Annotated in this window: 12 protein-coding genes and 8 pseudogenes; 13 read left to right on the forward strand and 7 right to left on the reverse strand. The window is 58.5% G+C overall.

All coding sequences use genetic code 11. The features are described 5' to 3' along the window. Window positions 1-186, reverse strand: a pseudogene (locus P3C39_RS32290) (diaminobutyrate--2-oxoglutarate transaminase); the annotation flags it as partial. Window positions 187-1871: 1685 nt separating this feature from the next. On the opposite strand from P3C39_RS32290, the gene P3C39_RS32295 reads away from it, so the two are divergent. From P3C39_RS32295 to P3C39_RS32305, 3 genes and pseudogenes are all read left to right on the forward strand, one after another. After that, on the forward strand, window positions 1872-3758 hold the full coding sequence (locus P3C39_RS32295) for an IucA/IucC family protein (RefSeq protein ID WP_275955035.1): 1887 nt from the start codon (window positions 1872-1874) through the stop codon (window positions 3756-3758). 348 nt (window positions 3759-4106) lie between these two features. Beyond that, window positions 4107-5330, forward strand: coding sequence for an acetyl-CoA carboxylase biotin carboxylase subunit family protein (locus P3C39_RS32300; protein WP_127383216.1), 1224 nt, complete (start codon window positions 4107-4109; stop codon window positions 5328-5330). Between the two features lie 445 nt (window positions 5331-5775). After that, window positions 5776-6470 (forward strand): annotated as a pseudogene (locus P3C39_RS32305) (hypothetical protein). A 252-nt stretch (window positions 6471-6722) separates the two neighbouring features. Here the strand turns inward: P3C39_RS32305 and P3C39_RS32310 are convergent. Both P3C39_RS32310 and P3C39_RS32315 read right to left on the reverse strand, forming a co-directional pair. After that, entirely contained in the window at window positions 6723-7163 is a 441-nt protein-coding gene (locus tag P3C39_RS32310) for a transposase (RefSeq protein ID WP_275955036.1), read from the reverse strand. Next, window positions 7103-7778, reverse strand: a pseudogene (locus P3C39_RS32315) (transposase). The gene P3C39_RS32310 and the pseudogene P3C39_RS32315 overlap by 61 nt, the downstream one beginning before the upstream one ends. Before the next feature lie 563 nt (window positions 7779-8341). On the opposite strand from P3C39_RS32315, the pseudogene P3C39_RS32320 reads away from it, so the two are divergent. Further along, window positions 8342-8952: pseudogene (locus P3C39_RS32320) on the forward strand (IS630 family transposase); the annotation flags it as partial. Window positions 8953-9120: 168 nt separating this feature from the next. Further along, the gene (locus tag P3C39_RS32325) at window positions 9121-10506 is read left to right on the forward strand and encodes an IS1380 family transposase (RefSeq protein ID WP_275955037.1); all 1386 of its coding nucleotides are present in this window, start codon (window positions 9121-9123) and stop codon (window positions 10504-10506) included. Between the two features lie 149 nt (window positions 10507-10655). Here P3C39_RS32325 and P3C39_RS32330 read toward each other — a convergent pair whose 3' ends face one another. Continuing rightward, window positions 10656-10979, reverse strand: a complete 324-nt coding sequence (locus tag P3C39_RS32330) for a hypothetical protein (protein WP_127808931.1) — start codon at window positions 10977-10979, stop codon at window positions 10656-10658. Between the two features lie 302 nt (window positions 10980-11281). Here P3C39_RS32330 and P3C39_RS32335 point away from each other — a divergent pair, with 302 nt between their 5' ends. The 6 genes and pseudogenes from P3C39_RS32335 to P3C39_RS32360 all read left to right on the forward strand — a co-directional run bounded on the left by P3C39_RS32335 (window position 11282) and on the right by P3C39_RS32360 (window position 17177). Beyond that, window positions 11282-11416, forward strand: coding sequence for a hypothetical protein (locus tag P3C39_RS32335; protein WP_245481850.1), 135 nt, complete (start codon window positions 11282-11284; stop codon window positions 11414-11416). Between the two features lie 657 nt (window positions 11417-12073). After that, a complete protein-coding gene (locus tag P3C39_RS32340) occupies window positions 12074-12538 on the forward strand; it encodes an Lrp/AsnC family transcriptional regulator (protein ID WP_127383292.1) in 465 nt (154 codons plus the stop codon). 688 nt (window positions 12539-13226) lie between these two features. Beyond that, window positions 13227-13661 carry a hypothetical protein gene (locus P3C39_RS32345; RefSeq protein ID WP_275955038.1) on the forward strand — a complete coding sequence of 145 codons (435 nt, stop codon included), beginning with the start codon at window positions 13227-13229 and terminating at the stop codon, window positions 13659-13661. Between the two features lie 432 nt (window positions 13662-14093). Continuing rightward, window positions 14094-15272 carry a Xaa-Pro peptidase family protein gene (locus tag P3C39_RS32350; RefSeq protein WP_275955039.1) on the forward strand — a complete coding sequence of 393 codons (1179 nt, stop codon included), beginning with the start codon at window positions 14094-14096 and terminating at the stop codon, window positions 15270-15272. Between the two features lie 169 nt (window positions 15273-15441). After that, a pseudogene (locus tag P3C39_RS32355) lies at window positions 15442-15581 on the forward strand (ABC transporter permease); the annotation flags it as partial. Further along, window positions 15574-17177: pseudogene (locus P3C39_RS32360) on the forward strand (ABC transporter ATP-binding protein). The pseudogenes P3C39_RS32355 and P3C39_RS32360, both read left to right, overlap by 8 nt. Window positions 17178-17880: 703 nt before the next feature. On the opposite strand, the gene P3C39_RS32365 reads toward P3C39_RS32360, so the two are convergent. From P3C39_RS32365 to P3C39_RS32375, 3 genes are all read right to left on the reverse strand, one after another. Then, the gene (locus P3C39_RS32365) at window positions 17881-18078 is read right to left on the reverse strand and encodes an SDR family oxidoreductase (protein WP_346016468.1); all 198 of its coding nucleotides are present in this window, start codon (window positions 18076-18078) and stop codon (window positions 17881-17883) included. 661 nt (window positions 18079-18739) lie between these two features. After that, entirely contained in the window at window positions 18740-19882 is a 1143-nt protein-coding gene (locus tag P3C39_RS32370; protein WP_127383202.1) for a M20 family metallopeptidase, read from the reverse strand. A 37-nt stretch (window positions 19883-19919) separates the two neighbouring features. Continuing rightward, a complete protein-coding gene (locus P3C39_RS32375) occupies window positions 19920-21110 on the reverse strand; it encodes an aminotransferase class V-fold PLP-dependent enzyme (protein ID WP_245472898.1) in 1191 nt (396 codons plus the stop codon). A 561-nt stretch (window positions 21111-21671) separates the two neighbouring features. Here P3C39_RS32375 and P3C39_RS32380 point away from each other — a divergent pair. Beyond that, window positions 21672-22201: pseudogene (locus P3C39_RS32380) on the forward strand (helix-turn-helix domain-containing protein); the annotation flags it as partial. Between the two features lie 356 nt (window positions 22202-22557). Beyond that, window positions 22558-22743: pseudogene (locus P3C39_RS32385) on the forward strand (diaminobutyrate--2-oxoglutarate transaminase); the annotation flags it as partial.

Consider the following 22743-nt stretch of genomic DNA (forward strand, 5'->3'; position numbering starts at 1 on the left):
GGCGAAAAAATCGAGATACTCACGACCGTCTGCACCAATGAGGGTAGTTCCAACCGCGCGATCGAAGAGGATCGGAAATGAACGGATGTAGCCACGCACCTCAGACTCGAGACGCTCGAAAATTGCGGTGCTCGCATCGTTCGAAGGCGAGAATTTCTTGTTCATAGCGGCGATCTCCTTGTTCATAGAAGCGAATTCCTTCGAATTGGCAGCCTGTAGCACTCGGCGCGGGCGGCGTTTTATATTGTGGAATTGGACAATTCAGTCCCGTATTACCATGCTATCAGCGTCAAATGGACGGCGCCGAGTGGCATTTCCAGAGCGCCCCCAAATAAACGCGGCATCATGATCTCATAAAAATGCGCGTTCCTGAGTTAAAGAATTACGATTCTTTGCAACAGTCTTGTTTCTTGCGATATCTGGTATATCAAATTCGCTGAGAGAGGGGGGCAACATTGCATAATGATGTTGCTGAAGTTACACACCTAAAGAAGGTTAAACGCCTTGACCGGGCGTTGTCGGTCGGCTTACCCAGCAGCGAGAAGTCGGGGAGGACTCCCTTGAGGGTAGGCCCATAGGTAGAGGTCCCAAGAGACGACTCGCTACCCTGATCCACCGGCTGGTCTTCGGATAACCGATCGTCCTGCATACGCGCCGCTTAAGCGTTGCTACGACAAGTTCGCCTGATCCGCTCGCCGTGCCCGTTCGATCGGACGATCGGGTCTTGCTTGATTGGCCGGCCAGCACGCCGGATGAGGCCCTTGACCCGGCAGCATATCGGCAGGGCCGTCGAGCGCGTCGGCGTCACATAGTATCCGGATGTAATCGGTGTCGCATGCCTCGGGAGCTGGAGCCGGGCCTGGTTGAGCCTGTGCCAGCATCTGGATGGGACGAACCACCTTAATCTGCGGATAATATTCGTCTGTGGCGGGGATGCGAAAGCGGTTCTGATCGACTTCACGCGGGCAGCTCGCGTCCGCTGTCCCACGGCGTCGCCCCGTTGGAAATGGGGCCATGCATTCGGCCCGAGTTGCAGGCCGATCAGCCGGTGCCCGGAGGAAGTGCTTGAAGGCTTCCACACCGGAGATCTGTTCGCGACTCGGATATCTCCTGCATGGTAGAAAGGCCGACCATCGGCTCAATGCCATTTGTGGCGTCGCGCATGGATCCCTGGAACATCAGTCCCATTTGTTTTACCTCAGGCGCGAGTAAACGATCGCGATCGCGTGGCACTGCTCTATTAGGTAAGGGCAAAAGCGCTGGGGCAGGCACCGCTTACGACTGCGCGGCAAGGATGGGAGTTCGGTTGGTGCTCAAGAAAACGCACGCAGCACATTTCAAGGGCACGGTCGAATGTCAGTCGTTCTTGTTGAGTCTCTCGATCACTCAGAATTCAGTTGGGGTGCTGTTTGCGTTTGTTCGCTCGCTCGGTGCATGTCCAGAGTGGCTGCCTCTGGCTAATTGCGCATTCAGTCCGAACCATTAGAGCGTTTTGTCCTAACTCGAAAGCCTAAATTTCCCCTGCCGGGTTCTTGTGACCGCCCTCGGCATCGCCGAAATGCACCAGCGCAAAAAAGCACGCGGGAACGGGGACAGTAGGCGATCGGCTGGTACTCGGCGGGGCGCCAGCCGCCGGGCACCGACGCGAATTGTCGGTTTTGTCGAGACCGTAACACGGTGCCGGGCGGCTGCGTTGCTGATGCACTCTAATTTAAACCTTTGAATCCTATGCAGAACATTATTTCCGGCGGTCCTTCTGCTCGGCCGGCACGACTTTTGAAGCTCCCTTGTAGCCAGGCAGCAGAAGCTGCCGGTCGCGGGTCGCAGAAAGCGCACCGCGTATTGCAGAGCACTTGGCCAGAGGAAGCCTAATGGACAAGAGAATGCCTTCCGCGGAAAATGAAACTCAGGTGCGCGAGGCGCAGCTTTGGGAGAATGCATCGCGCAATGCGCTCGACCGGTTGGTACGCTGCCTGTTCGCCGAGGGTTTTCTAGAACGAGATGGATTAATGCGGGCGCGCGATGGCCGCCAAGCCTGGCTTCCTCTTTGGGTGACACGCCAGGTCTTGCATTTCACCGACTTGCGTCGCGCACCTGCCGGAACAATGCAAAATCGGGGTTCCATCGAAGTGCTGGACGAAAGCGGCGCCCGGCACCGGATCGATGATCCATCCGGTCTCATAAGGCAGGTCGCGCCCGCCCTGGCGATTTCGCTTGCATCGGACGGCTTGGAGAATCTTTTGCACGACATCGACAACAGCGTGCGCAATGACGTCCTGGCGCGTCGCCACCGGGAGCACTGGAGCGCCGCGCTGCGTGCGAAAGTAGCGAAAGCAGGCGCGCAGGGATTCCTGGCCTATCTTGCTAAGAGCTTGCCGCCGCACTTGGCAGCCATGACTCTCGATCAGTGGGGCGCGTTGGAAGGTCACCCGATTTATCCGACATGGAAGGCCAAGCCCGGCCTTTCGCCCAAGGACGTGAGTACGTTGTCGCCTGAATTCGGTGCTCGTGTGCGCGTGCGCATCACAGGGATGCGCAAAGAATGGGTTCATGTGGAGAAAATGGCGCATGTCGGCAGCTATTCGGAATGGTTCTCAGAAAACTTTCCCGACCTTTGGCGCGACTGGGCCGAAGGTCTGAACGAACGTGGAAAATCGCCTGAGGACTGGCTTCCTCTGCCTGTCCACAGCTGGCACCTTGAGAATTTCGTGCGCCGTGTATTCGCGTCCGAGATTGCTTCCGGTGTTTTCGACCCGGATGGCCCGGAGATCCTTACGCTGCCGTCCATGTCCTTTCGCACGATGCTGCCGGACACACATGAACTGAGGCCCTTTATCAAGCTGCCGGTCGCGATCTGGATGACCAGCGCACAGCGCACTCTGCAGGCCAGGTCGATTTACATGGGGCCGCGTCTCAGCAACCTTATTTCCGAAATTCTGTCAAAAGAGAGGAATTTCCACGGGGGGCTGGAGATCTTCACTGAAGAGTTGGGCGCAATCTTGCATCACCCGGAGACGGGCGACGAGCATCCGGGCCGCTTTCTTTCCGTTATCTACCGCAACGCCAACGCTCTTGCACGCAAGGACGGACTTTTGCCAGTTACTGTGGCTGCATTGTTGACGGGAAGCCCGATGGATGGCCGTCCCCTCATTTGCGAATTGATCGCCAGGAACGGCGATGAAAGCGAGGGGACCGTATCTGCGTTTTTCCGGGTCTATGCGGGCACCGTCATCCGGCCAACACTCGGCATGTATCTTCTTTACGGAATTGCCTTCGAGGCGCATCAGCAAAATAGCACAATTCTGTTCGATGAAACCGGCCGCCCACAAAAACTGTTGATCCGTGATTTTGGAGATGGCTTCAGTTTTGCGCCCCTGTTCAAGGAACGCGGGCACCGCCTCAAGGTATTCCGTCGCAAGGGAGTCTCACCCACCACATTCGATGACGATATCAGTCTCGTGCGCTCATTGCTCATCGATGCCTGCTTTATCTGTCATCTTCATGAGGTCGCGCTGTGCCTCAATGAACAGTATCCACTGACTGGCACGAGCCTTTGGCGCATCCTTCGGGAAGAAACCGAGGCAGCTTTTGACGCGCTCAGGCCACGCATGTTATCTGACGCGTTCTGGCTTGAGGAACGCAAGGCTCTTCTCGAGCTTCCCTGGCCGACGCGCTCGGTGCTCCGGATGCATCTGGAGCGCTATCGCGATGATGCGGTCGAGCACGAGCTTCCCAACCCGTTGGCGGAAGCGGAATGACAAAAGCCTCTTCCGCGCTTCGCGGCTTCGGAGGTGTATGCTCGGCCTGGTTTCGTAAACGGCGCTTGTCGCGCCCTCCCTTGGCCAGGAGTTCCTCATGGGGGCGGATTCCCAAATCGGACTCTTTTGATCCGGTCCTTCCACTAATACTAGGAACCGTCGAGACGGACCTTGTCAAAACCGCGGTAACAAAACATCGTAACATAACCTTCAAAATGACTTCACAGAATCTTTACGACCGCAGATCGCTGTAAATAGTATCTTCACCCCAAGTCTGAGGCACAGCTAGAAAGCTGACGCCTGTTGACGTTCAGACCGCCACACAACACGCAAAGGAAGGTCCTGCAAATGGCAAGAAGAGCGCTCATCCTGGTTGAAGGTCATAGAGGTATTGGTCTGCGATACGTCCAAGCGGCCCAGCGTCTGGGCCTTCATCCAATTACCCTGTCGGCTGATCCAGCTCGGCACGGCTATCTTGCGGCGGAAAAGCTCGAGGCAATCCCTGTCGACACAGAGAATCTCGATGCGCTGATCCAGGTATGTTCTCGGCTGTCTGTGACGTATGACATTGCGGGGATTACTGGTTTCACGGACCTCGACGAGTCGCTCTATGCGACGATTGGCAAGCTCTGCCGGCATTTCGATTTACCGGGACCGAACCCCGCATCGATTGAACGATGCTGCAACAAATTCACTCAACGTCAACTCCTCGCGGAAGCGGGCATTCCAATACCTGCTTATCGCTTGGCAACGAATGCAGCGGACGTAGCAAGCTCTGCGGCGCAGATTGGTCTGCCCGTGATTCTTAAGCCAGCCGCAGGCAGCGGTAGCTGCGGTGTCCGATTGTGCCGTGACGTCGATGAGCTAACCGAACACACGAGCTATCTGATGGGCGGGACGCACACATGGGTGTCTTCCCCGAGGATACTGGTCGAAGAATTCGCTCAAGGCCCCTATTATGCCGTTCATATAATGGGAAATGAGGTCATTGGGATTGAAGCGGCTGCCTTCCACAACCCACCGCATTTCGTCTTCCGTGAGGGCACCTTCCCGGCCCCGCTGACCCATGACGAGTATAAACGCATCGCCGATGTTTCGCTGAGTTGCCTAGGAGCTCTCGGCCTTGCTTGGGGGCCAACGGCTATCGAACTCCGATGGACGAAGCGGGGTCCAATCGTTATTGAAGTCAACCCGCGTATTAGTGGCGGTCCTCAACCGGTTCAGCTGGCTTACGGTGTCGATCTCATCACCGAGCACATCAAACTTGTCATCGGCGACGAATGCAATTTGCGCAGAAGCCATTCGCACGTTTCGGCCTGGCGGTCCCTACTTCCTGATCGCGATGGCATCCTCGATTGGATTGGTGGTGACAATCGGGCGGCGGCTGTGCCAGGCGTCGCCGAGGTCAGCTTTTTTGTTAAACCCAAGACGCCGATCGTCAGGAAAGGCGATTACCGAGACTCCATGGGATGTGTCATCGCCGTTTCACCCAGCCTTGCTCAGACCGAGGAGATACTTCAGCGTGCGGTCGACTTAATCAGTTGGTCTATTACACCATTTCCGACCGAATAGGAACAATCAGCCCCCGCACTTCTCCGCACCAGCGCGGGTTCCCCGGGTAAAGTGTGATCGTTGCCGAACATTGGCGCAATTTACGCCGCGAGAGTGGCGTGGGTCGATGATCACACTTGGCAGCCCGTCGAAAACCCGATCAGGTTGATTTTGGCTGAGTTGAAAATCTTGTTACTCGCGATCTGCGGGCACAATCGCGAATGATGCGATTTCAAGACAGCGTCGGCTGGGAGGAGGACAATCTGGATTTCTTGCGCCGCTTGCTACCATATCACCACCGCATTCCCAACGCAGGCCGGCCGGGTATACCCTTGAATGCGCCTTGACCGAGAGACGCTCGGATCCGCGCGTACCGCAGCATGGACTAGCAGGATGTTGAAAAGGGCGCTCGCTCTTGGGCCGCGGTTGTGATTCATTTTCTCTGAAGGGATTCGGAGGATGAGTCGTGCGGGGCAGCGATAGTCGTACTGGCCAACTGTTCAGCTACGTGGATCTTGAGGCGCGGGTTCGGCAACACGCTCAGCTCCGCGCGATCCGGGGGATCGTGAACGACGCGCTGTCGGCGCTGGCGGAGGATTTCGCGGCGCTGTATTCGCCAATTGGGGCGATCCTCGGTCCCGCAATGTGGAAGCGGACTTCCACGGGCAGAAACGGTCCAACGAGACGCATGCTTCAACCACCGATCCTGACGCTAGGCTCTACGCAAGGGACGCGGCAAGGAAGCAAAGCTCTGCTTTATGGGGCATGAGCTGATGGAGAACCGCCATGGCCTTTTGTCGACGCCTGCCTGACATTCGCCGACGGGCATGCCGTACGGGTGGCGGCACTGCACAGGATTGAGCCTCGCGCGGACCGGCCACAGGCGATCACGCTCGGCGCGGACAAGGCCGACAACGCGGAGGACTTCGTCAATGAGCTGCGCTCGATGCGGGTGACGCCGCGCATGGGGCAAACATCAGCGGCCGCAGTTCCGCGATCGGCGGGCGCACGACGCGGCATGGCGGCTATGCCGTCGGCCAGCGCATCAGGCGCATCGAAGAGGCGTTCGGTTGGATCAAGGTTTTGGCCGACCAGCACAAGACCAGGTTCTGCGGCCGCGACCGTGTCGGAATGGGCCGTCACCTTCGGAGCCCCCGCTAAAATCTAGTGCGACGCCCAAGCTCGTAGCGGAGGCCGGCTGATGGCTAAGGTTCCCGACTTCGCCAAGGCCATTGACGGCCGCTGGCGCATGTCGAGATGGATGTTCGGGATAACGACTCTTCCTCAATCTCGTCGAGGAAGCGCATCTGACATTCAAAAGTTGTGTGCGTCAAGTTCTGCACAGCGGTGACGTTGGCGTGTCCGCCGCGCAGCCCCCGTGTTTAGCGGAGCGGCGGACATGGCGGCCGCGTCTCAGGCGGCCAGTGCCCTCAGGTTCTCCTTCTTGTGCTCGCGCAGATGATCCATGTTGAGGTAGCGGGTCGCCTCGAGCCAGTTCTCGTGGATCTCCACCGCCAATGCCCGAACCAGCCGCAAACAGCTCTGCGGGTTGGGGAAGACGCGAACGACCAGGGTGCGCCGCTTGATCTCCTGGTTCAGCCGCTCCAGCATGTTCGTCGACTTCATGTGCTTGTGATGCGGCAGCGGCAGCCGGTAGAAGCTCAGCGTCTCCTCGATGTTGTTCTCCACCCAATCCACCAGCTTCGGGTATCGGCCTGCCATTTGGCGATCCACTGCGCCAGGTCGCGCTTGACCTCCTAGGTCGCGCCGGTCATAGAACCATCTGAGCTCCATCAGGCAGTCGTCATCGACCTTGCGCGGCACATAATCGAGCGCGTTTCTGAGGAAGTGCACGTAACAGCGCTGCCAGACTGCCTCGGGCGAGGACTTCCCGGATCGCTGCCCTGAGCCCCGGATGGTCGTCGGAGACGACAAACTCGACGCCCGCGCTGCTTGAGCCCGGCCACGAACGCGCGCCAGCTCGAGTGGCTTTCCCGGTTGGCCAGTTCGACACCGAGCACCTGGCGCCGGCCCTCCCAGTCGACCCCGATCGCCACCAGCATCGCCTGGCTGGCGATCACGCCGGCTTCGCGCGCCCGCTCATAGCGCGCATCCAGAATGTGGTTCGGGTAAGGTTCGGCAAGCCGCTGCTCAAAGAACGCCTTCAGGGCTTCATCCAGCCGCGCCGTCGCCTGGCTTACCGTCGAGGCCGAGAAGGCATGACCGCACAGCTCCTCGGTGATCGCCTTCACCTTGCACGTACATCTCGACCAGCGCCGATACCAGTGCGTTCTCCGAGCGCTGATAACGCTCAAACAACTCCGCCGAGAACCGGCCGGCCCGATCTTGCGGAACCCGAAGCTCCAGCACGCCAACCCGCGTCACAAGCTTGCGTTCGTAACAGCCGGAACGGTAACCAACCCGCTCCGTCGTCCGCTCGCCTTTCTCGGCCCCGATCGCCTCCGTCATCTCGGCTTCCAAAGCCTCCTGCACCACAGTCTGCAATACTTGCGAAAGCCGTCCTCATCCGACAACAGCAACGCTTTCAACTCGCCTCTGCTCAGTCTAACTTCTCGATTGGTCATGGCATTCACCCTTCCACGGGAATCGGTGATCGCAACGTCACCAGCGTGCCATGGCCGCCTCGCCTGAAGGCAAGGCCTGTTCTCTCTCCAGAGCTTTTTGCAGAACCTTCAGGACTATCGGTACGACTATCTGTCGCGCTCCCATCGGCCCAGGACTTCTCGTTCGACGCATCGATCCATTGGCCCAAGGAGATCAATAGACGGACAATGCATACCTATCACTGATGGATGCAGGGTCATCGGCCTGACGCTGGCAACGCTCTATCGGTATTCCCGCAGGTTTCGACCAGCGAGATTTGCCGATGGGCGTGCAGATAATCGGGCGCTCGCGCGAGGACACGAACGTTCTTGAGCCGCGCTTCTGTACGGAGCAATTGAACCCTTGGAACAAGCACCTTCCACTTTGCCTTCGCCTGGTACCGCGCGCCGGTCCCGCCGAAGCATGTCGACGACCCGGCCTTCGCCGAGAAGCTGACGACCATCGTTGGCTTTGTACGTCTATCCGCCGGCCCATGCCGTGGTGCTGTGGGTCGACGAGAAGTCGCAGATCCAGCCCTCGGCCGAACCCAGCCCGGCTTGCCAATTGAAGAAGGGCCGCGCCGGCACGACACGGCACAACGACGCTCTTCGCTGCCCTTAACGTGCTTGACGGCACGGTCATCGCGCAGAACAGCAGCGCCATCGCCATCAGGAGTTCGTCCGCCTCCTCAACCGCATAGAGCGCGCGGTGCCGACGGACAACGCAATCCATGTGATCCTCGACAATTACGCCGCGCCAAAAAAGACAAGATCCGCGCCTGACTCGACCGCCACCCGCGCCATTTCACCCCAACATCTTGCTCCTGGCTCAACGTCGTCGAGGGCTTCTTCGACAAACTCACCGGCGCAGGCTCAAGCACGGCGTCTTCCACTCCGTTGTAGATCTTCAGGCCGCCATCAACCGCTTCATTCGCGAACACAATGCCGAGAACCCGCAACCATTCATCTGGAAAGCCAACCTCGATGACATTATCGCCGCCCGAAACCGAGGGTTCCAAACGTTGGAATCAATCCACTAGAGTTGCGGATTTGATCGCCGCTTGTAGTGCGCGATGGCGGCGTCGGCCTGATGTTGCCTGCGCCAAAGCGGCTAGCCCGGATATCTCACAGAGTGAGGTGCATCGGGGCTCCGAACCAGGGAAAATGCTTCTGCTACAAAGACTTACCCGAGGCAGAGGTGCTCCCCGATGCAAACAGAGTGTAGCGCAGAACGGTTTGATTTTGCATCCGATGAAAAGCGCGCCGTTGTGGCCGGCTTTTGCGGCGGAACGATCACCTCGGATGCCGGCGCGCTGCTGCTGGGGCTGACGGAGCGGGCGATCGGATTGATCGGCCGCTTTGCCCGCTGCTTCGTGGATGCGCGCAATCCGGACTTGATCGAGCACGAGGTGAAGACGCTGGTGGGGCAGCGCATCTTCGCTCTGACGCTCGGCTATAAAGACCTGAACGATCATGACGAATTGCGCCACGATCCGGTGATGGCTCTGCTGGGCGGCAAGCTGAAGGCGCGTCGCCACAGGAAATGCGCGGCCATCGCCGGCAAGTCGACGCTCAACCGGCTGGAGCTGAGCCGGCCGCAGCCCTCGCGCTATCACAAGATCAGCCACGATCCGGCGGCGATCGAGGCGTTGTTCGTCGAGCTGTTCGTGGGCGCGCATGCAACTGCGCCCGAAGAGATCGTGCTGGATCTGGACGCCACCGACGATCCCCTGCACGGCAACCAGGAGGGGCGGTTCTTCCACGGCGATTACGGCCACTACTGCTATCTGCCGCTCTACGTCTTCTGCGGCGATCATTTGCTGTGCGCCAAGCTGCGGCCCGCCAACATCGACGCCGCCGCCGCCGGCTCGGTCGAGGCGATCGCGCGCATCGTGCGCCAGTTGCGCGACCGCTGGCCGAAGGTTCGCATCGTGCTTCGTGCCGATTCCGGCTTCGCCCGCGAGGCACTGATGGCCTGGTGCGAGAGCAATGCCGTCGATTACCTGTTCGGCCTGGCCCGCAATGCTCGACTGGTTCGCTACATCGGAGCTGAACTGGAGGAGGCCATAGCAGAGAGTTCCCTCACCAGCCGGCCGGCCCGCCGCTTCAAGGATTTCCTGTGGACCACGCGCAAGAGCTGGAGCCGCCGGCGCAGGGTCGTGGCCAAGGCCGAGTGGACGCAAGCGAGGGCCAATCCGCGCTTCGTCGTCACCTCGCTCGACGCGGAGACCTGGCCGGCACAGAGCCTCTATGAGGACCTCTACTGCGCCCGCGGCGAGATGGAGAACCGCATCAAGGAATGCCAGCTCGATTTGTTCGCCGACCGCACCTCGGCCGCCACCATGCGGGCCAACCAGCTCAGGCTCTGGTTCGCCTCGATGGCCTATGTGCTGGTCTGCGCGCTGCGCCGCATCGGCCTGGCCAACACCCGCCTTGCCAGGGCAAGCTGCGCCACCATCCGTCTCAAGCTGTTCAAGATCGGCGCCCTGGTCAGCGTCTCCGTGCGCCGCGTCAGGCTGGCCATGAACTCCGCCTGCCTCTTCCAGCGCGAATGGGCACTGACCTACGCCAGGCTATCGGCAGCCGCCATCTGAGCGCCCCGATCCACCCCTCCCGTCAACAACAAGGATATCGCCGAACCACAACGACCGCTTCGCGCGGCGACAGCCCTTGCGCGCAACTCAAGCGCTCCCAAAAATGCAGCTCACAGACCTACGCCGCAAGACAGTGTGAGATATCCGGGCTAGGCGATGATGAAGGATGCGCTGGTTGGCGGCCGGAGCAGAAGCCGCGCCAGCAGGTAGCGGATTTCGGGTACACTGGGCAGGAGAGCCGTCATGATGGTCAGGCGGCTGCGGCCGACCAGGCCCATGTGGCGGTGCCAGCCGTGCCAGGATCGCGCCTCGCAATGGTCGGGGCCGAGATCGTCTTTGGCGCGCGCGAAGCATTCCTCGACCGCGCAGCCGAGGCCGGCGGCACCGGCCAGTTCGGCCAACGCCGTGCCCTCAGGGGCAAAGACCAGATAATAGGCGAGCTTCTCCGGCTCCTTGCGGCTGCGGCGGATCAAGTGCCAGCGCTCGAACCCCTCGTGCGTGGTCCAGGGCAGGCGGATAGCGGCCCAGGCGTAGAGCCGCAGGCCCCTGGCGCCTTCGCCGGCGGCAAGCGTCGTCCAGCATCGGTGGGCAAATCCTCGGCGATGGTCTCGGGTCAGTCTCTAAAGCCCTCTTGTGCTTCGGCTGACCTGCGGTTCTACTACGCCGATCGCTAGATGGCTGACCCAAGCTGCATGGAAGCGGTGAAGGAGGCTGCGGTTGCCGAAATGGATCGCGGCTTTGCCATTCTCGATGCCGCCTCAAAGGCCAGGACTGGTTGTTCGGCAACTGGCTTTCGCTGGTCGACATCTATCTCGTCACACTGGCGGCCTGGCATCCCCAAGTTGAAGGGTTCCGAGCGCCTGGCCGAACATCGACCGTCTGTGGGACAGGTTGCGGGAGCATCAGGTGATGAGGAACCTGAACGCCTCCCACGCCATGTGGCCGGCCTGAACCGATCGCCTTGGTTCAGGCTTTTCCACGGCCGAGCCCCGCCCGTCGTTCCTGGAGGAACCGGCGTACGGCCGGATCGCCCGATCTTAGGCTGCGGCTGCTTTCAGTCTTGCCGAGCCTGACCTGAAGACCAGCGCGCTGTCAATACTGGTAGTCGGCAAGTCGCTTGTCGCCGCCAAGCCCATCAGGTGCGTTCAATCCCGCCGCAGCACCCTCGGCCTCGGCAAGGGACACGGTGCGGTTGTCGACCTCAGCCGCTCGTCGGGCAGGTTTTCGTCAGCCATACGGGAACTCCATCTCCTCGGCGGCCAGCCTGAGATTAATTGCCCCTCGAGCAAACGGAATTCGCCAAAGCTCTTGCTCACGTTATTTAACGGGTTCGGGACATCGCTCTCTCCGATGGGAGGCACGGTGTAAGTAGCGGGTTGAGAATGCTGATTACCTGCGCTCGTCTTGGAAGACCGGGTTACAAGAGATATTTCACCGCGAGATAACTGCCCCAAGCTTTCGCAGGCCGGACCCCATTTTATGCTTTCTTCGTTGCCGATTTCGGGCTAATAGGGATCTCCGTGCGCCGCTTTCCTACGAAAAAGCAGGGTTTTTTGCAGAGATCTCAATGGATTTGGATCGAGTTGACCGAAAGATTCTCAGCGCCGTCCAGCGAAACAACCGCCTAACAACAGAAGAATTGGGCGAACTTGCTGGCTTATCAGCCACGGCGTGTCAGCGGCGATTGAAACGACTTCGAGATGCTCGTGTGATTGAGGCTGATGTTTCAATAATCTCACCGGGAGCCGTGGGTCGGCCCATGCTCATGCTGGTATCTATCAGTCTAGAGCGCGATCGCTCAGATATCATTGATCGTTTCAAGCAAGCGATCCGGCGCACGCCTGAAATCATGAACGCATATTATGTAACAGGTGATGCCGATTTCGTTCTCACAGTATCCGTGCGTGACATGGTGGAGTATGAGGCATTCACACGTCGGTTTTTTTATGAAAATCCCGACATCAAAGGATTCAGCACAATGGTTGTTATGGATCGGACTAAGGTATCCCTTGCTGTGCCAATTGACGAATAGAAAAATCACGTTGCCAAGCCAACGCCGAAGCCGAAGTCGACTTCTCCCATCTGCATGGCCGTGTGCATCCTCCTGTGCTTCAGAGTTAATCGCGCCCTCCCCAAAGTCCCCGCGCCGAAACACAACGACTCGAGCCTTGCCTTATCGCGCAGCTGCTGTGCGACTCCGACAACGCGTGGCCGACCGCCCAACGAACCGTCGGCATTCGCCGCGACAGCCGTCGACGCCACCGATCCCCCCTCCACAAACTTGTCCCTTAAAGAAGCGCCCCCGCGGCGGTGACCGATGACTGGCTGCTGCGAATCTTGGTGGGTTACCCTCCGATTTTCGCGGACATAATGTCTCAAAGCGCTTCGAAAACTTCCAGCCGAGGTTTAGATCACAATGGCTACCGTGTCCGCCTGAATAGATGTGGCAATGAGGCAGCAGAAAAAGCGAAGATTTCGTACGGAGCGGAGGGATATGGCACCTTTAACGCCTACAATTTTGAGACACGCCGGTGTCGGGAGAAGCGAAGCCTAGCGGAAGATAGCGGGACCCGCGGGCGACGGCCCGAATTGCCGCAGCCTTTCGGGACCGAGCCAATTCGTCAGAGCGCTAATCGCCCCTGTGGCCCGATCACCAGGTGGACGCGTGCTCATCGGATTGGCCGTCATCGATGGCTTGTCTGCTCGAACGGAGAGGGGCAATGAGCGATCAGAAACAACGGGCATGCCGGCGTCGACTGGGAGTCACAAAGGTCATCATATCGTTCCTCACGCGCGATGGTCGAAAAATGGGCGAGAGCGGCTTCAAGGAGGGCCGCGATGGCCTCGCCAAGATCGTTGCCTGGCTGGTGGCGACAAACGGCACAGTTGAGGCATCCCTGATCCAGGTCGCGATCGAGGTGCCGCGTCGCTTCCGTGATCGTTTCACCTGGCCGGCGCCACGGATGTTGCGCGCATCCGCCTTCAACCGGCAACTCAAGCAGGCGCACCATCAGTTCGGTGTCCTGACGACCCGCCTCATCCCCGAGCGAGGAGGAGACAAGCCGGGAGGACAGTGGAGATCCTCGCATCTTGCGGGAGTGGGAAGGCTCGTTCTCGCCACGTTACTCGCCGAAGCATTCGATGGCCTGCAGTGATGTGATGCGTTGCGCAGTTCCAGGGGAGCGCTGGTCGCCAAGCGCCCGGGCAAGAGCTGTATGGTCATCAGACGCCTCCTCGACATAGCCTGCGCCATTCCCGAAGCCGGCACCACCTTCAACCCCTCGTTCAGCGATCAAAGATCCTTCTGGTAAATGGTGGAGAGCCCCGGCAAAGCTTAGGATTCTCATGATGCAGCGGCCACCGAAAGCCAACTGTTACGCAAGGCTTTTAGTCTTACGATGCCGTTCCGTCCTGCTTCTGGTTCCTCCTACTATGGAGATATTGTGCGCACGCATCCTAAAAAATGCCGATTTCCTGCAGGACGGAGGCACACTCCGCGTGATGCAGCTTGTTGGCACTTGTTATGGTTTCGGTGTGTTACGGATCGGCACAGCTGAGTGCCTGGTTCAAAGTCAAGGATGGGTTATATGAAAGTTCCAGGCATTGATAACGCCGTTGTTCAAAAAAATCTTGCATTCTCGGTCGCCGAATTTCAGCGGCGCCTCAAAGCTGTTCGGCAGGAGATGGCAGAGAGAGGATTGGATCTGCTTGTTGTAAGCACACCTGAAAACATATACTACCTGAGCGGGTACCATACGGTAGGATATTACAGCAGCCAATTCCTGCTAGTGCCAATTGATGGAGAGCCATTTCATATAACTCGCGGTATCGAAGAGACCAACGTCAAAGTCTTTTCCTGGATCGACCAATCCTCCAGCTATATGGATCATGAGTCGCCCGTCGCGCTTCTCGCGGATACGATTCGAAGCATGGGGTACGCAAACTCAACCATTGGCATTGAGAAAATAAGTTGGTTTCTGACAATCGTTGATTACGAACGTCTCAAAGAACTATTCAACGGCGCAAGATTTGCGGACGGCTCCCTAACGGTCGAAAGCGCGAGGGTGGTGAAATCAGACCTCGAACTTGAATGCATTCGCCAAGCTGCCCGCATCGCAGATGCGGGGATGGAGGCTGGGATTAGCCAAATTCATGCTGGCGCAAACGAAAATGATATCGCCGCCGAGATTCAGCGCGTTGTGACAAGCATGGGAAGCGAGTATCCGGGTTTGCCGATATTCGTTGCGTCAGGCGTTCGTACCAGCCACGCGCATGCAACTTGGTCCGGAAGAAAGATCCTCGAAGGTGATCCGGTCCTACTTGAAATATCAGGTTGTGTCCGACGCTACAGCGCCGCCCTCATGCGGCTCGCTGTCGTCAAACCAGCTAACCGCGAGTTGGAACGCATGGAAGAGGTTTCCCGCAAGGCGCTAGAGAAAATGATTGAGGCCATCCGGCCCGGGCGTCCTCTGGAGGAAGTTTGGAATGTCTGGTCGAGGACTGTGACGGAAGGGGGGTACGAGGGGCGCTTCAAGAGAACCGGTTACTCGATCGGCATCAATTTCCCGCCTGATTGGGGTGAAGGCTACATGCTGTCTTTCAAGCGGGGAGAAACGCGGACGCTGCGTCCGAATATGACATTTCATATCCCATCTCTGGTAAAGGTCTTCGGTTTTGCCGACGCTGGCACGAGCGAAACAGTTCGTGTGACGGAGACAGGATGTGAAATACTCACGAATTGCAAACGTCAACTCTATGTTTGCTGAACCCGGCTACAAGGCGGGGACTTGGCCATTAGCCGGTCTCCGCCGTTATCATCGGCAGCCGCACGAGATTGTAGGCTGCGGCAGCGAAGCTGAAAGCCATCCGGCGCGGTTCACGCGACGGTAGCGGGTCTTGGTCTGCGATCTTTCTGATCCAGCTGAACCCTTCCTCAAGGGCGGCATAGTTTTCGGAATTTCCGCTGCCCTGATCCCGGCCGGCGCCATCGCAGCACTCGCCCTCTCGTCAATCTCGTCGCCGATTGGATCCTCAACCGGACCACTTCTCTCAAAGGAGCGCGCGGCGGTGTCTAAGGCGGCTGGAAAACGGCCTGGTGGCGGAAGTGGTCCGTTGCTCGACATCCGGAATCTGCGGATCGAAGCGACCGCCTATTCGCCGGGGGCGATCCGCGGAATACGGTGATCGTTGACGGCGTTTCGCTGAAGCTGGAGAAAGGGCTGCGCCTTCGGCCTGATCAGAGAGGCCGGCGCCGGCAAATCGACCATCGGCCTGGCCTCGATGGGCTATGGCCTAGGCGGTGTGCGCATCACCGGCGGCGAGGTCATCCTCAAAGTCGGCGACATCTAAAGGCTGCGTCCAGGGATTGCGCAAGGTGCGCGGCAGCGAGGTTTGCTTTGTCGCGCAGTCGGCCGCGGCCGCTTTCAACCCGCGCACCGGCTGATGGACCAGGTTGTAGAAGCGGCGCTGTTGCTCGGCGTCGCGGGCGGGCCGAGGCAGATAAGCACGCGGCCTGTTTCAAAAACTCCGCCTGCCGAACCCCGAGAACATCGGCCGCCGTTACCCGCACCAGGTCTCGGGCGGTCAGTTGCAGTGAGTGATGACGGCCATGGCCCTATGCTCCGAACCCAACCTGATCGTCTCGACGAGCCTACCAGTGCTCTCGACGTGACGACGCAGATCGATGTGCTTGCTGCGATAAAAGACGCAATCCGCGATACTGGCGTGGCCGCCCCTTTACATTACACATGACCTCGCGGTCGTTGCCCAAATCTCGGCCCAGATTATGATGCTGCGTCACGGCAAGATGGTGAAGTATGACGAGACGCGGCAGATCATCCAGGCGCCACGGATGGACTACACCAAGGCTTTGGTGTCTGTCCGATCGATCAAGCATAAGGAAAAGACGCCGGCAACCAGTCCAGTGCTCCAGGTGAAGAATGTGACCGCGGCCTATGGCGGCTATGTGAAGGTGCTGCAGGACGTCTCGGTCGACGTCCATCCCGGTCAGACGCTGGCCGTGGTCATCGAGTCCGGCTCGGGCAAATCCACGCTTGCCCGCGTCATCACCGGTCTGCTGCCGCCAATGTCGGGCAGGCATCGCTTTCGCCGGCCGCACGCTCACGCCGAGGCTCGCCAACCGCTCCAGGGACGATCTGCGCGAGTTGCAGATGATCTACCAGATGGCCGACGTGGCGATGAACCCGCGCCAGACCGTCGGCACCATCATTGGCCGTCCGCTCGAATTCTATTTCGGCATGCGCGGACGCGAGCGCGAGGCCCGCGTGGCCGAGCTTCTGGAAGAGGGCGAGATGGGCAAGGGTTTCGCCGATCGCTATCTTGCAGGGCTTTCCGGCGGACAGAAGCAAGGGGTCTGCATCGCCCGTGCGCTCGCCGCCAAGCGAAAACTCATCATTTGCGACGAGGTCACTTCCGCGCTCGACCCGCTGGTGGAAGATGGTATCCTCAAGCTGTTGCTGCGCCTGCAGAATATTGAGGACGTGGCCTACCTGTTCATCACCCATGATCTTGCGATCGTGAAGGCAATCGCCGATTCCATTGCGGTGATGTAACGCGGGAACGCCGTGCTGCTCTCCTCGGCTCCCGAGATGGAGGTTGGCTGGCTGGAAAACGCGATCAAGGGACGCCACATGGAGAGCGCGGGGAACTGAGCTCAACGGAGCTCCGGCAGTACCGATCACCTGGACTCTTTTCCGACCGCTGCTCCAGATATGAGCGGGTGCCGCCACCGTGCGTAGAAGGGCACCACGGCTCGGCCTGAGGCAAGCCGGCATTCATCGTTCGCCACGTTGAATAATATAGCAGCGCCCCCGCGTGGCCGGGGCGGAAGCTTTGAGATTGTCCGCCCGCTGCGGCAAGGTGCCGGTGAAGTCGACCGCCTCGCGCTTTGACCACAGGATGCTTCTTGAGCCTGTCACGAAAGCGCTGGGAGGAAGGCCAGCGCAATGGGTTACAGCTGTTGACCGCACTCGAGCACCGCGGCTTTGAAGGCAGCAAGGCGACCGTCTACAGGTGGACAGCCGCCCGCGAGAAGCGGCCATCGACTGCTCCATCGAGTTCACGATTGGCGTCCGCCATCGCGCCGGAATTGTGCATGGGTCCGTGCGAAGAGGCAAACTCTTAACGAGCAGAACGAGCGGTTCCTCCACCATCTGCATGAACATGCTCCGGAACTTTGGATCGCGACGATAGGGGTCCCGATCAATGGATGCCACGAACAGCGACCTGGCTTTCCTTGCAGCAGGTCTCAGACGGCCTTCGACCGAGCTCGTGCTCCAGGTGATCGGCGACCGGACAGGGCGTGTGCCACGTTACTGCGGCTGCCGCGACAGATGTTCTAAGCTCCACCTACAGCTACTTTACGAAACGGCTGCTCCCTCCATCAATCACGATTGTGGTACCATTGAGATACCTTGCACGGTCGCTCACGATAAATCCAACTAGCTCCGCGAGCTCTTCGGCAGTTCCAATCCGCCCCAAGGAATTGGCATTGGCGACACGTTCAATGGCGGCTTCTCGATTGAGACCCTCGTCGAGTATTAAGGCCTCAATTCTCTTGTGAACTCTGCCTGTATCGAAATAGCCAGGCGCGACACATTCACGCGAACGCCACTGCCGGAAAGTGTGTCAGCAAGGTGCTTTGCTAGCACTGCTATTCCGGCACGCATGACATTCGATACGAGTAGGTGGCCTGTCACCTCATGCACGCCTGCGGAGGAAACAAAGACGATATCCCCGCCGGGACCAGACGCTTTCATCATCCTGGCTGCGGCTCGCGACAGCCGCACTGCACTTATAAGAAGCGTCTCGTAGGAATGATCCCAATCCTGGTCCACTACATTTTCGATGGTTCCGTACGGCATAAGATCAGAATTAACGGCGAGGCAGTCGATGTTGCCGAGGAGCTCCAGAGTACGTCCAAACAACATGTCGACATCGGAACGCCGCGCGAGGTCGGCGACGACGCCATGAGCGCCTGCGCATCTCTCAATATTCCGCAACTCACCTACAGGCTTTGTCTAGGGTCGACTGATTGCGAGCACAAATTGCAACTTCAGCACCGTCTTTCGCGGGTCGTTTGGCGATTCAAAACCTAGACCATTGCACCGGCCGTACAGAACCTTTCGGCTATGATAATTCATTGCCAGGAACCTCTTCCTGATTGATGAAAGAGCTATGTGACGTAACCTTCGATCGTCATCCTTACAAGGGCCTAATAACTGAGCATTATATGTCTATATATATCAACTGACTTGGCAAGTTGGTCCAATTCAACAAATTCGTTATTAGTGTGAGCGCGATCAATACTTCCTGGCCCGAGGACGATGCATGGAATTCCGGCTAACGAGAGCTGACTGGCATCTGTTCCGTAAGGTACTCCAATGTACTTACCGGTCCCGGCAACCTCGGCACACGCCTGCGCTGCCACGGACGCTATCTTACTCGACTCGGCACTGTCCGGAGCCGGGTCTTCCAGCGCTGGTAGTAGGGATCGGACCTTGATGTTTTCGCGATCTCGCAAACCTTGCAGTATGTTCTCTACTTCTTGCAAAGCCTGCTCTGGTCGCTCTCCTGGAACAAGGCGTCGATCAACCCAGATGCGGCACGACGGAGGGACTGTCGTCAGTTCCAAGCCACCTTCGATTAGGCTTACCGTCAAAGTTGGAGGACTGACCAAAGGCTGGGTGCGCGAAGCGAGATCCTGACCGTGTTCGTTGAGCCCCAATACGACCTTTGCCATGCCGGTGATCGCATTGACTCCGAGGTGTGGCTTCGAGGTGTGAGCAGGGACGCCCTGAACCTCGATTTGCCAGCGGACCGAGCCTTTGTGGGCGACTACCAGCTCAAGCTCGGTTGGTTCACCCACCACTGCGGCGTCATACGACGTGCCGGAGAGAGCGATAGCGCGGGCGCCTATCTTGCGGTACTCTTCATCAATGCTGGCGGCAACGACAATTGTAGCATTGGGTTGACAGTTCCCTAGGGTACTGAGGGCGATCATCATCGCCGAAAGGGAAGCCTTGGTGTCGCAACTACCTCGGCCGTAGATCCGATTATCTTTCATTTCAGGAGAAAATGGGTCCGACGCCCAATTGTCGGTTGGCACTGTGTCCATATGGGCCACAAAAAGAACGCGCCGATTAGGGTCTTTGCCTGGAACCCACGTCAGGAAGTTCGAGCGGCCGTCGACAACGTGTTGGAGTTCATACGGCAGGTTCCGGTCCTTGCAAAACCTCTCAAGATATGCGGCAATCCGCTGTTCTCCGCTGCCCCTCGGCGAAAGCGATGGGTTCACGCTCTCAATTTTGACTAGGTCCTGGAGGAGCGCGACGGTATCTGCGCTAGGCGATGACATAAACTCTCCTGTTCTGCTCGTTATCTGGCGGCGCAAACTACTTCGACCAATTCTTTACTAGATGGACAACTAAGTCGACTTCCTCCTCTGTGTTGTAAAGATGGAGCGAAAATCGGAGCAATCCTCGTCGGGTGGATACAAGAACTTTATTCTCAGCAAGATAGCTGTGTAGTGCATGAATATAGGGGGCGGCTTCTCGCGCTCCGCTGAGCGTAGCCATATCGCCCACTGCTACAATACTTCCAGTGTGCTTGCTGGGCGCGCCGCCACAGACAGGCAGTCCGAGTTGCAACAGTCCTGAAGCCAATCGTTTTGCCAAAGACGTCACGTGATTGTCGATTGCTTCTGTTCCGATCTCCAGCAGTTGCCCCAATGATGCGTGGGCAGCGATCATGCCTGGGAAGTTGTAATGACCAATGTCAAAACGAGGCGCCCCGGCCCGCAGGTTGGCGGCGTTGAGAATGGGAGCCGATTCCGGGGCATTTCCGAGATCGACGCTGAAGCGAGCAAGGTAGGCTGGCTTGAGCCGATCGGCCCACTGCCGGCGGCAGTAGAGAAATCCCGATCCGTAAAGGCCCATCAGGCCCTTTACGGTCGAGACGGCCAAAGCATCCACGCCCAACCGATCAACATCCGTATGGAGTATTCCAACCGATTGAGTTCCATCCGCCAGAAGGAACGTGCCATGGCGCCTGCAGGCCTCCGCGATAGGTTCCGTGACCGTCCGGAAACCAGGAACCATCGTCGCGGTTGAAAGCGCCACAACGCGCGTGCTGGAATCAAGCGCATTGACAATCGCGTCCACTGGAATCGAACCGTCATCGGGCTCCACGAATTTTAGCTGAACATTATGCAGGGCTTTGACTTGAAGCCAGGGCAGGATGTTGTTTGCATGCTCCAGCTGAGGGCATAGGACCACGCTGTCTCCCGGGCGCCAGTCGATCGCGTTGGCGATTATGTTAATCCCCTCTGAGGCGTTCTTCGTGATAGAAATTTCATCTTTGTCTGCTCGGATAAATTGGGCAAACCTAGCACGTGTCTTTTCGATGTCCTTCAACTGGCTAAGTTCATCGTTTACCCCGTGCAATCTGTTATCCAGATGCTCCTCGAACGATGTTCTGGTGCTTCGGGAGATCAGCCCCTGATTTGCAACGTCCATGTAGATGGCGTTTTGTGTCGCCGGGAACTCTTCCCGGATGATGGCTAAGGGAAGGAAACTGCCGTTCATAGTCATGGGACTCGTCAATTACGGTTTACCTGCGTCCAATGCCGCGAATAGACGTCTAAGCGCGACCGCGACTAGCGGCAGCGGAGAACCAGCTGCCAGTGGGTTCACTATATCCGTTTATATGCGCGAAAGGCGCCCTGTTTGAGTCTATTTCTGCAGATTTTCTGCGGGCCAATCGGTTGCGTGCAGGATTCCCGTGGACCGCGATGGTGACGCAAGCGCTTCGGGGGCCGCGAAAAGGACCGAGGGATCGATCTAGGTCGGCTGGGTTTGGAGACTGGCTTCAACCTGAAAGACGCCGAAAACCGGCGCGAAATCCTCGACAAGCTGAATTGGTTTAACGAGGAAGCGAGGAATTCTGGCTCATCGTAGCCTCATCGTAGCCTCATCGTAGCCTCATCGGAGCGAAGATGAGACAGATGGGGTATTCGGCTTGAGCCCCATTGGGGTGAGTTCGCCCGGCTTTCCATGCCAGTTTCGACGGTTGCAACTAGTGGTTTACGCCTGACATAAGAGTCCGGGGTGGGGATTCCCTTTTGTGAGTGCGCATGCGAGTCTGGCATGCGCACAGGAATATTGCTCACCGTTTCTTCGATTGCCCGTCAGCGTCTGGGCGCGCTGATCAGAGATCGCAATGCGCAGAAGCACGTTTGGCGAGCCGAGATCATTCTGTTGAGCAGCGACGGCGTGGGCACCGTCGAGATCATGCGGCAAACTGGTAAGTCCAAGACCTGCGTGTGGCGCTGGCAGGAGCGCTTCGCCGCGGAAGGCTTGGAGGGACTGTTACGCGACAAGACGCGCCCCTCGCGCATTGCCCCACTCGGACCTGAAGTCGCCGAGCGCGTTGTGGCACTGACGTTGCAGGACCCGCCTGGCGAGACGACGCACACTGGGCCGCCGACATGATGGCGGCCGCGGCCGGCATCAGCGCCAGCGCGGTGCGCCGCATCTGGAAGGCGCACGGGCTGCAGCCCAACCGCTGGCGCCAGTTCAAGCTCTCCAACGGTCCGCAGTTCGTCGACAAATTGCGCAACGTCGTCGGCCTCTATGTTGATCCGCCGGCTCACGCCATTGTGCTGTCGGTCGACGAAAACCCCGCATATGAGAGCATGATCGACCGCCGTCTCAGGGCCTACCGTCTCCCCGTGCTGTCCAATAAATGAACAAGGGCGAACCTGTGGCAAAGACATGGGTGCGCGGAACTTCATCATTACATTTGCCATCGCCGCAACAGTGGCCTGTCCGGCCCATCCCGTTGATCAGAGCGTGAATCACCCACTTACCACCCTCAAAGCAGCTGATTTTATGCAGGACTGGGGAAAAAACGCCGATCTTCTGCGTATGCAGCGGAGAATTAGAGCAGATCGCTCATTCGACGCTGCTAGATTCATCCACACGGGTTTGACGCCGCTAGATGCGGGCTGCCAATTCGAAGGAATTCGCTTCTATGAACAAGGAGATCGCCGCTATGAACAAGAAATTCTCGCCTTCGAACGATGCGAGCATCGCAATTTTCGAGCGTCTCGAGTCTGAGGTGCGTGGCTACATCCGTTCATTTCCGATCCTCTTCGATCGCGCGGTTGGAACTACCCTCATTGGTGCAGACGGTCGTGAGTATCTCGATTTTTTCGCC

It is taken from the genome of Mesorhizobium sp. XAP4 (genome assembly GCF_029269325.1).
Lineage (GTDB): Bacteria > Pseudomonadota > Alphaproteobacteria > Rhizobiales > Rhizobiaceae > Mesorhizobium > Mesorhizobium ciceri.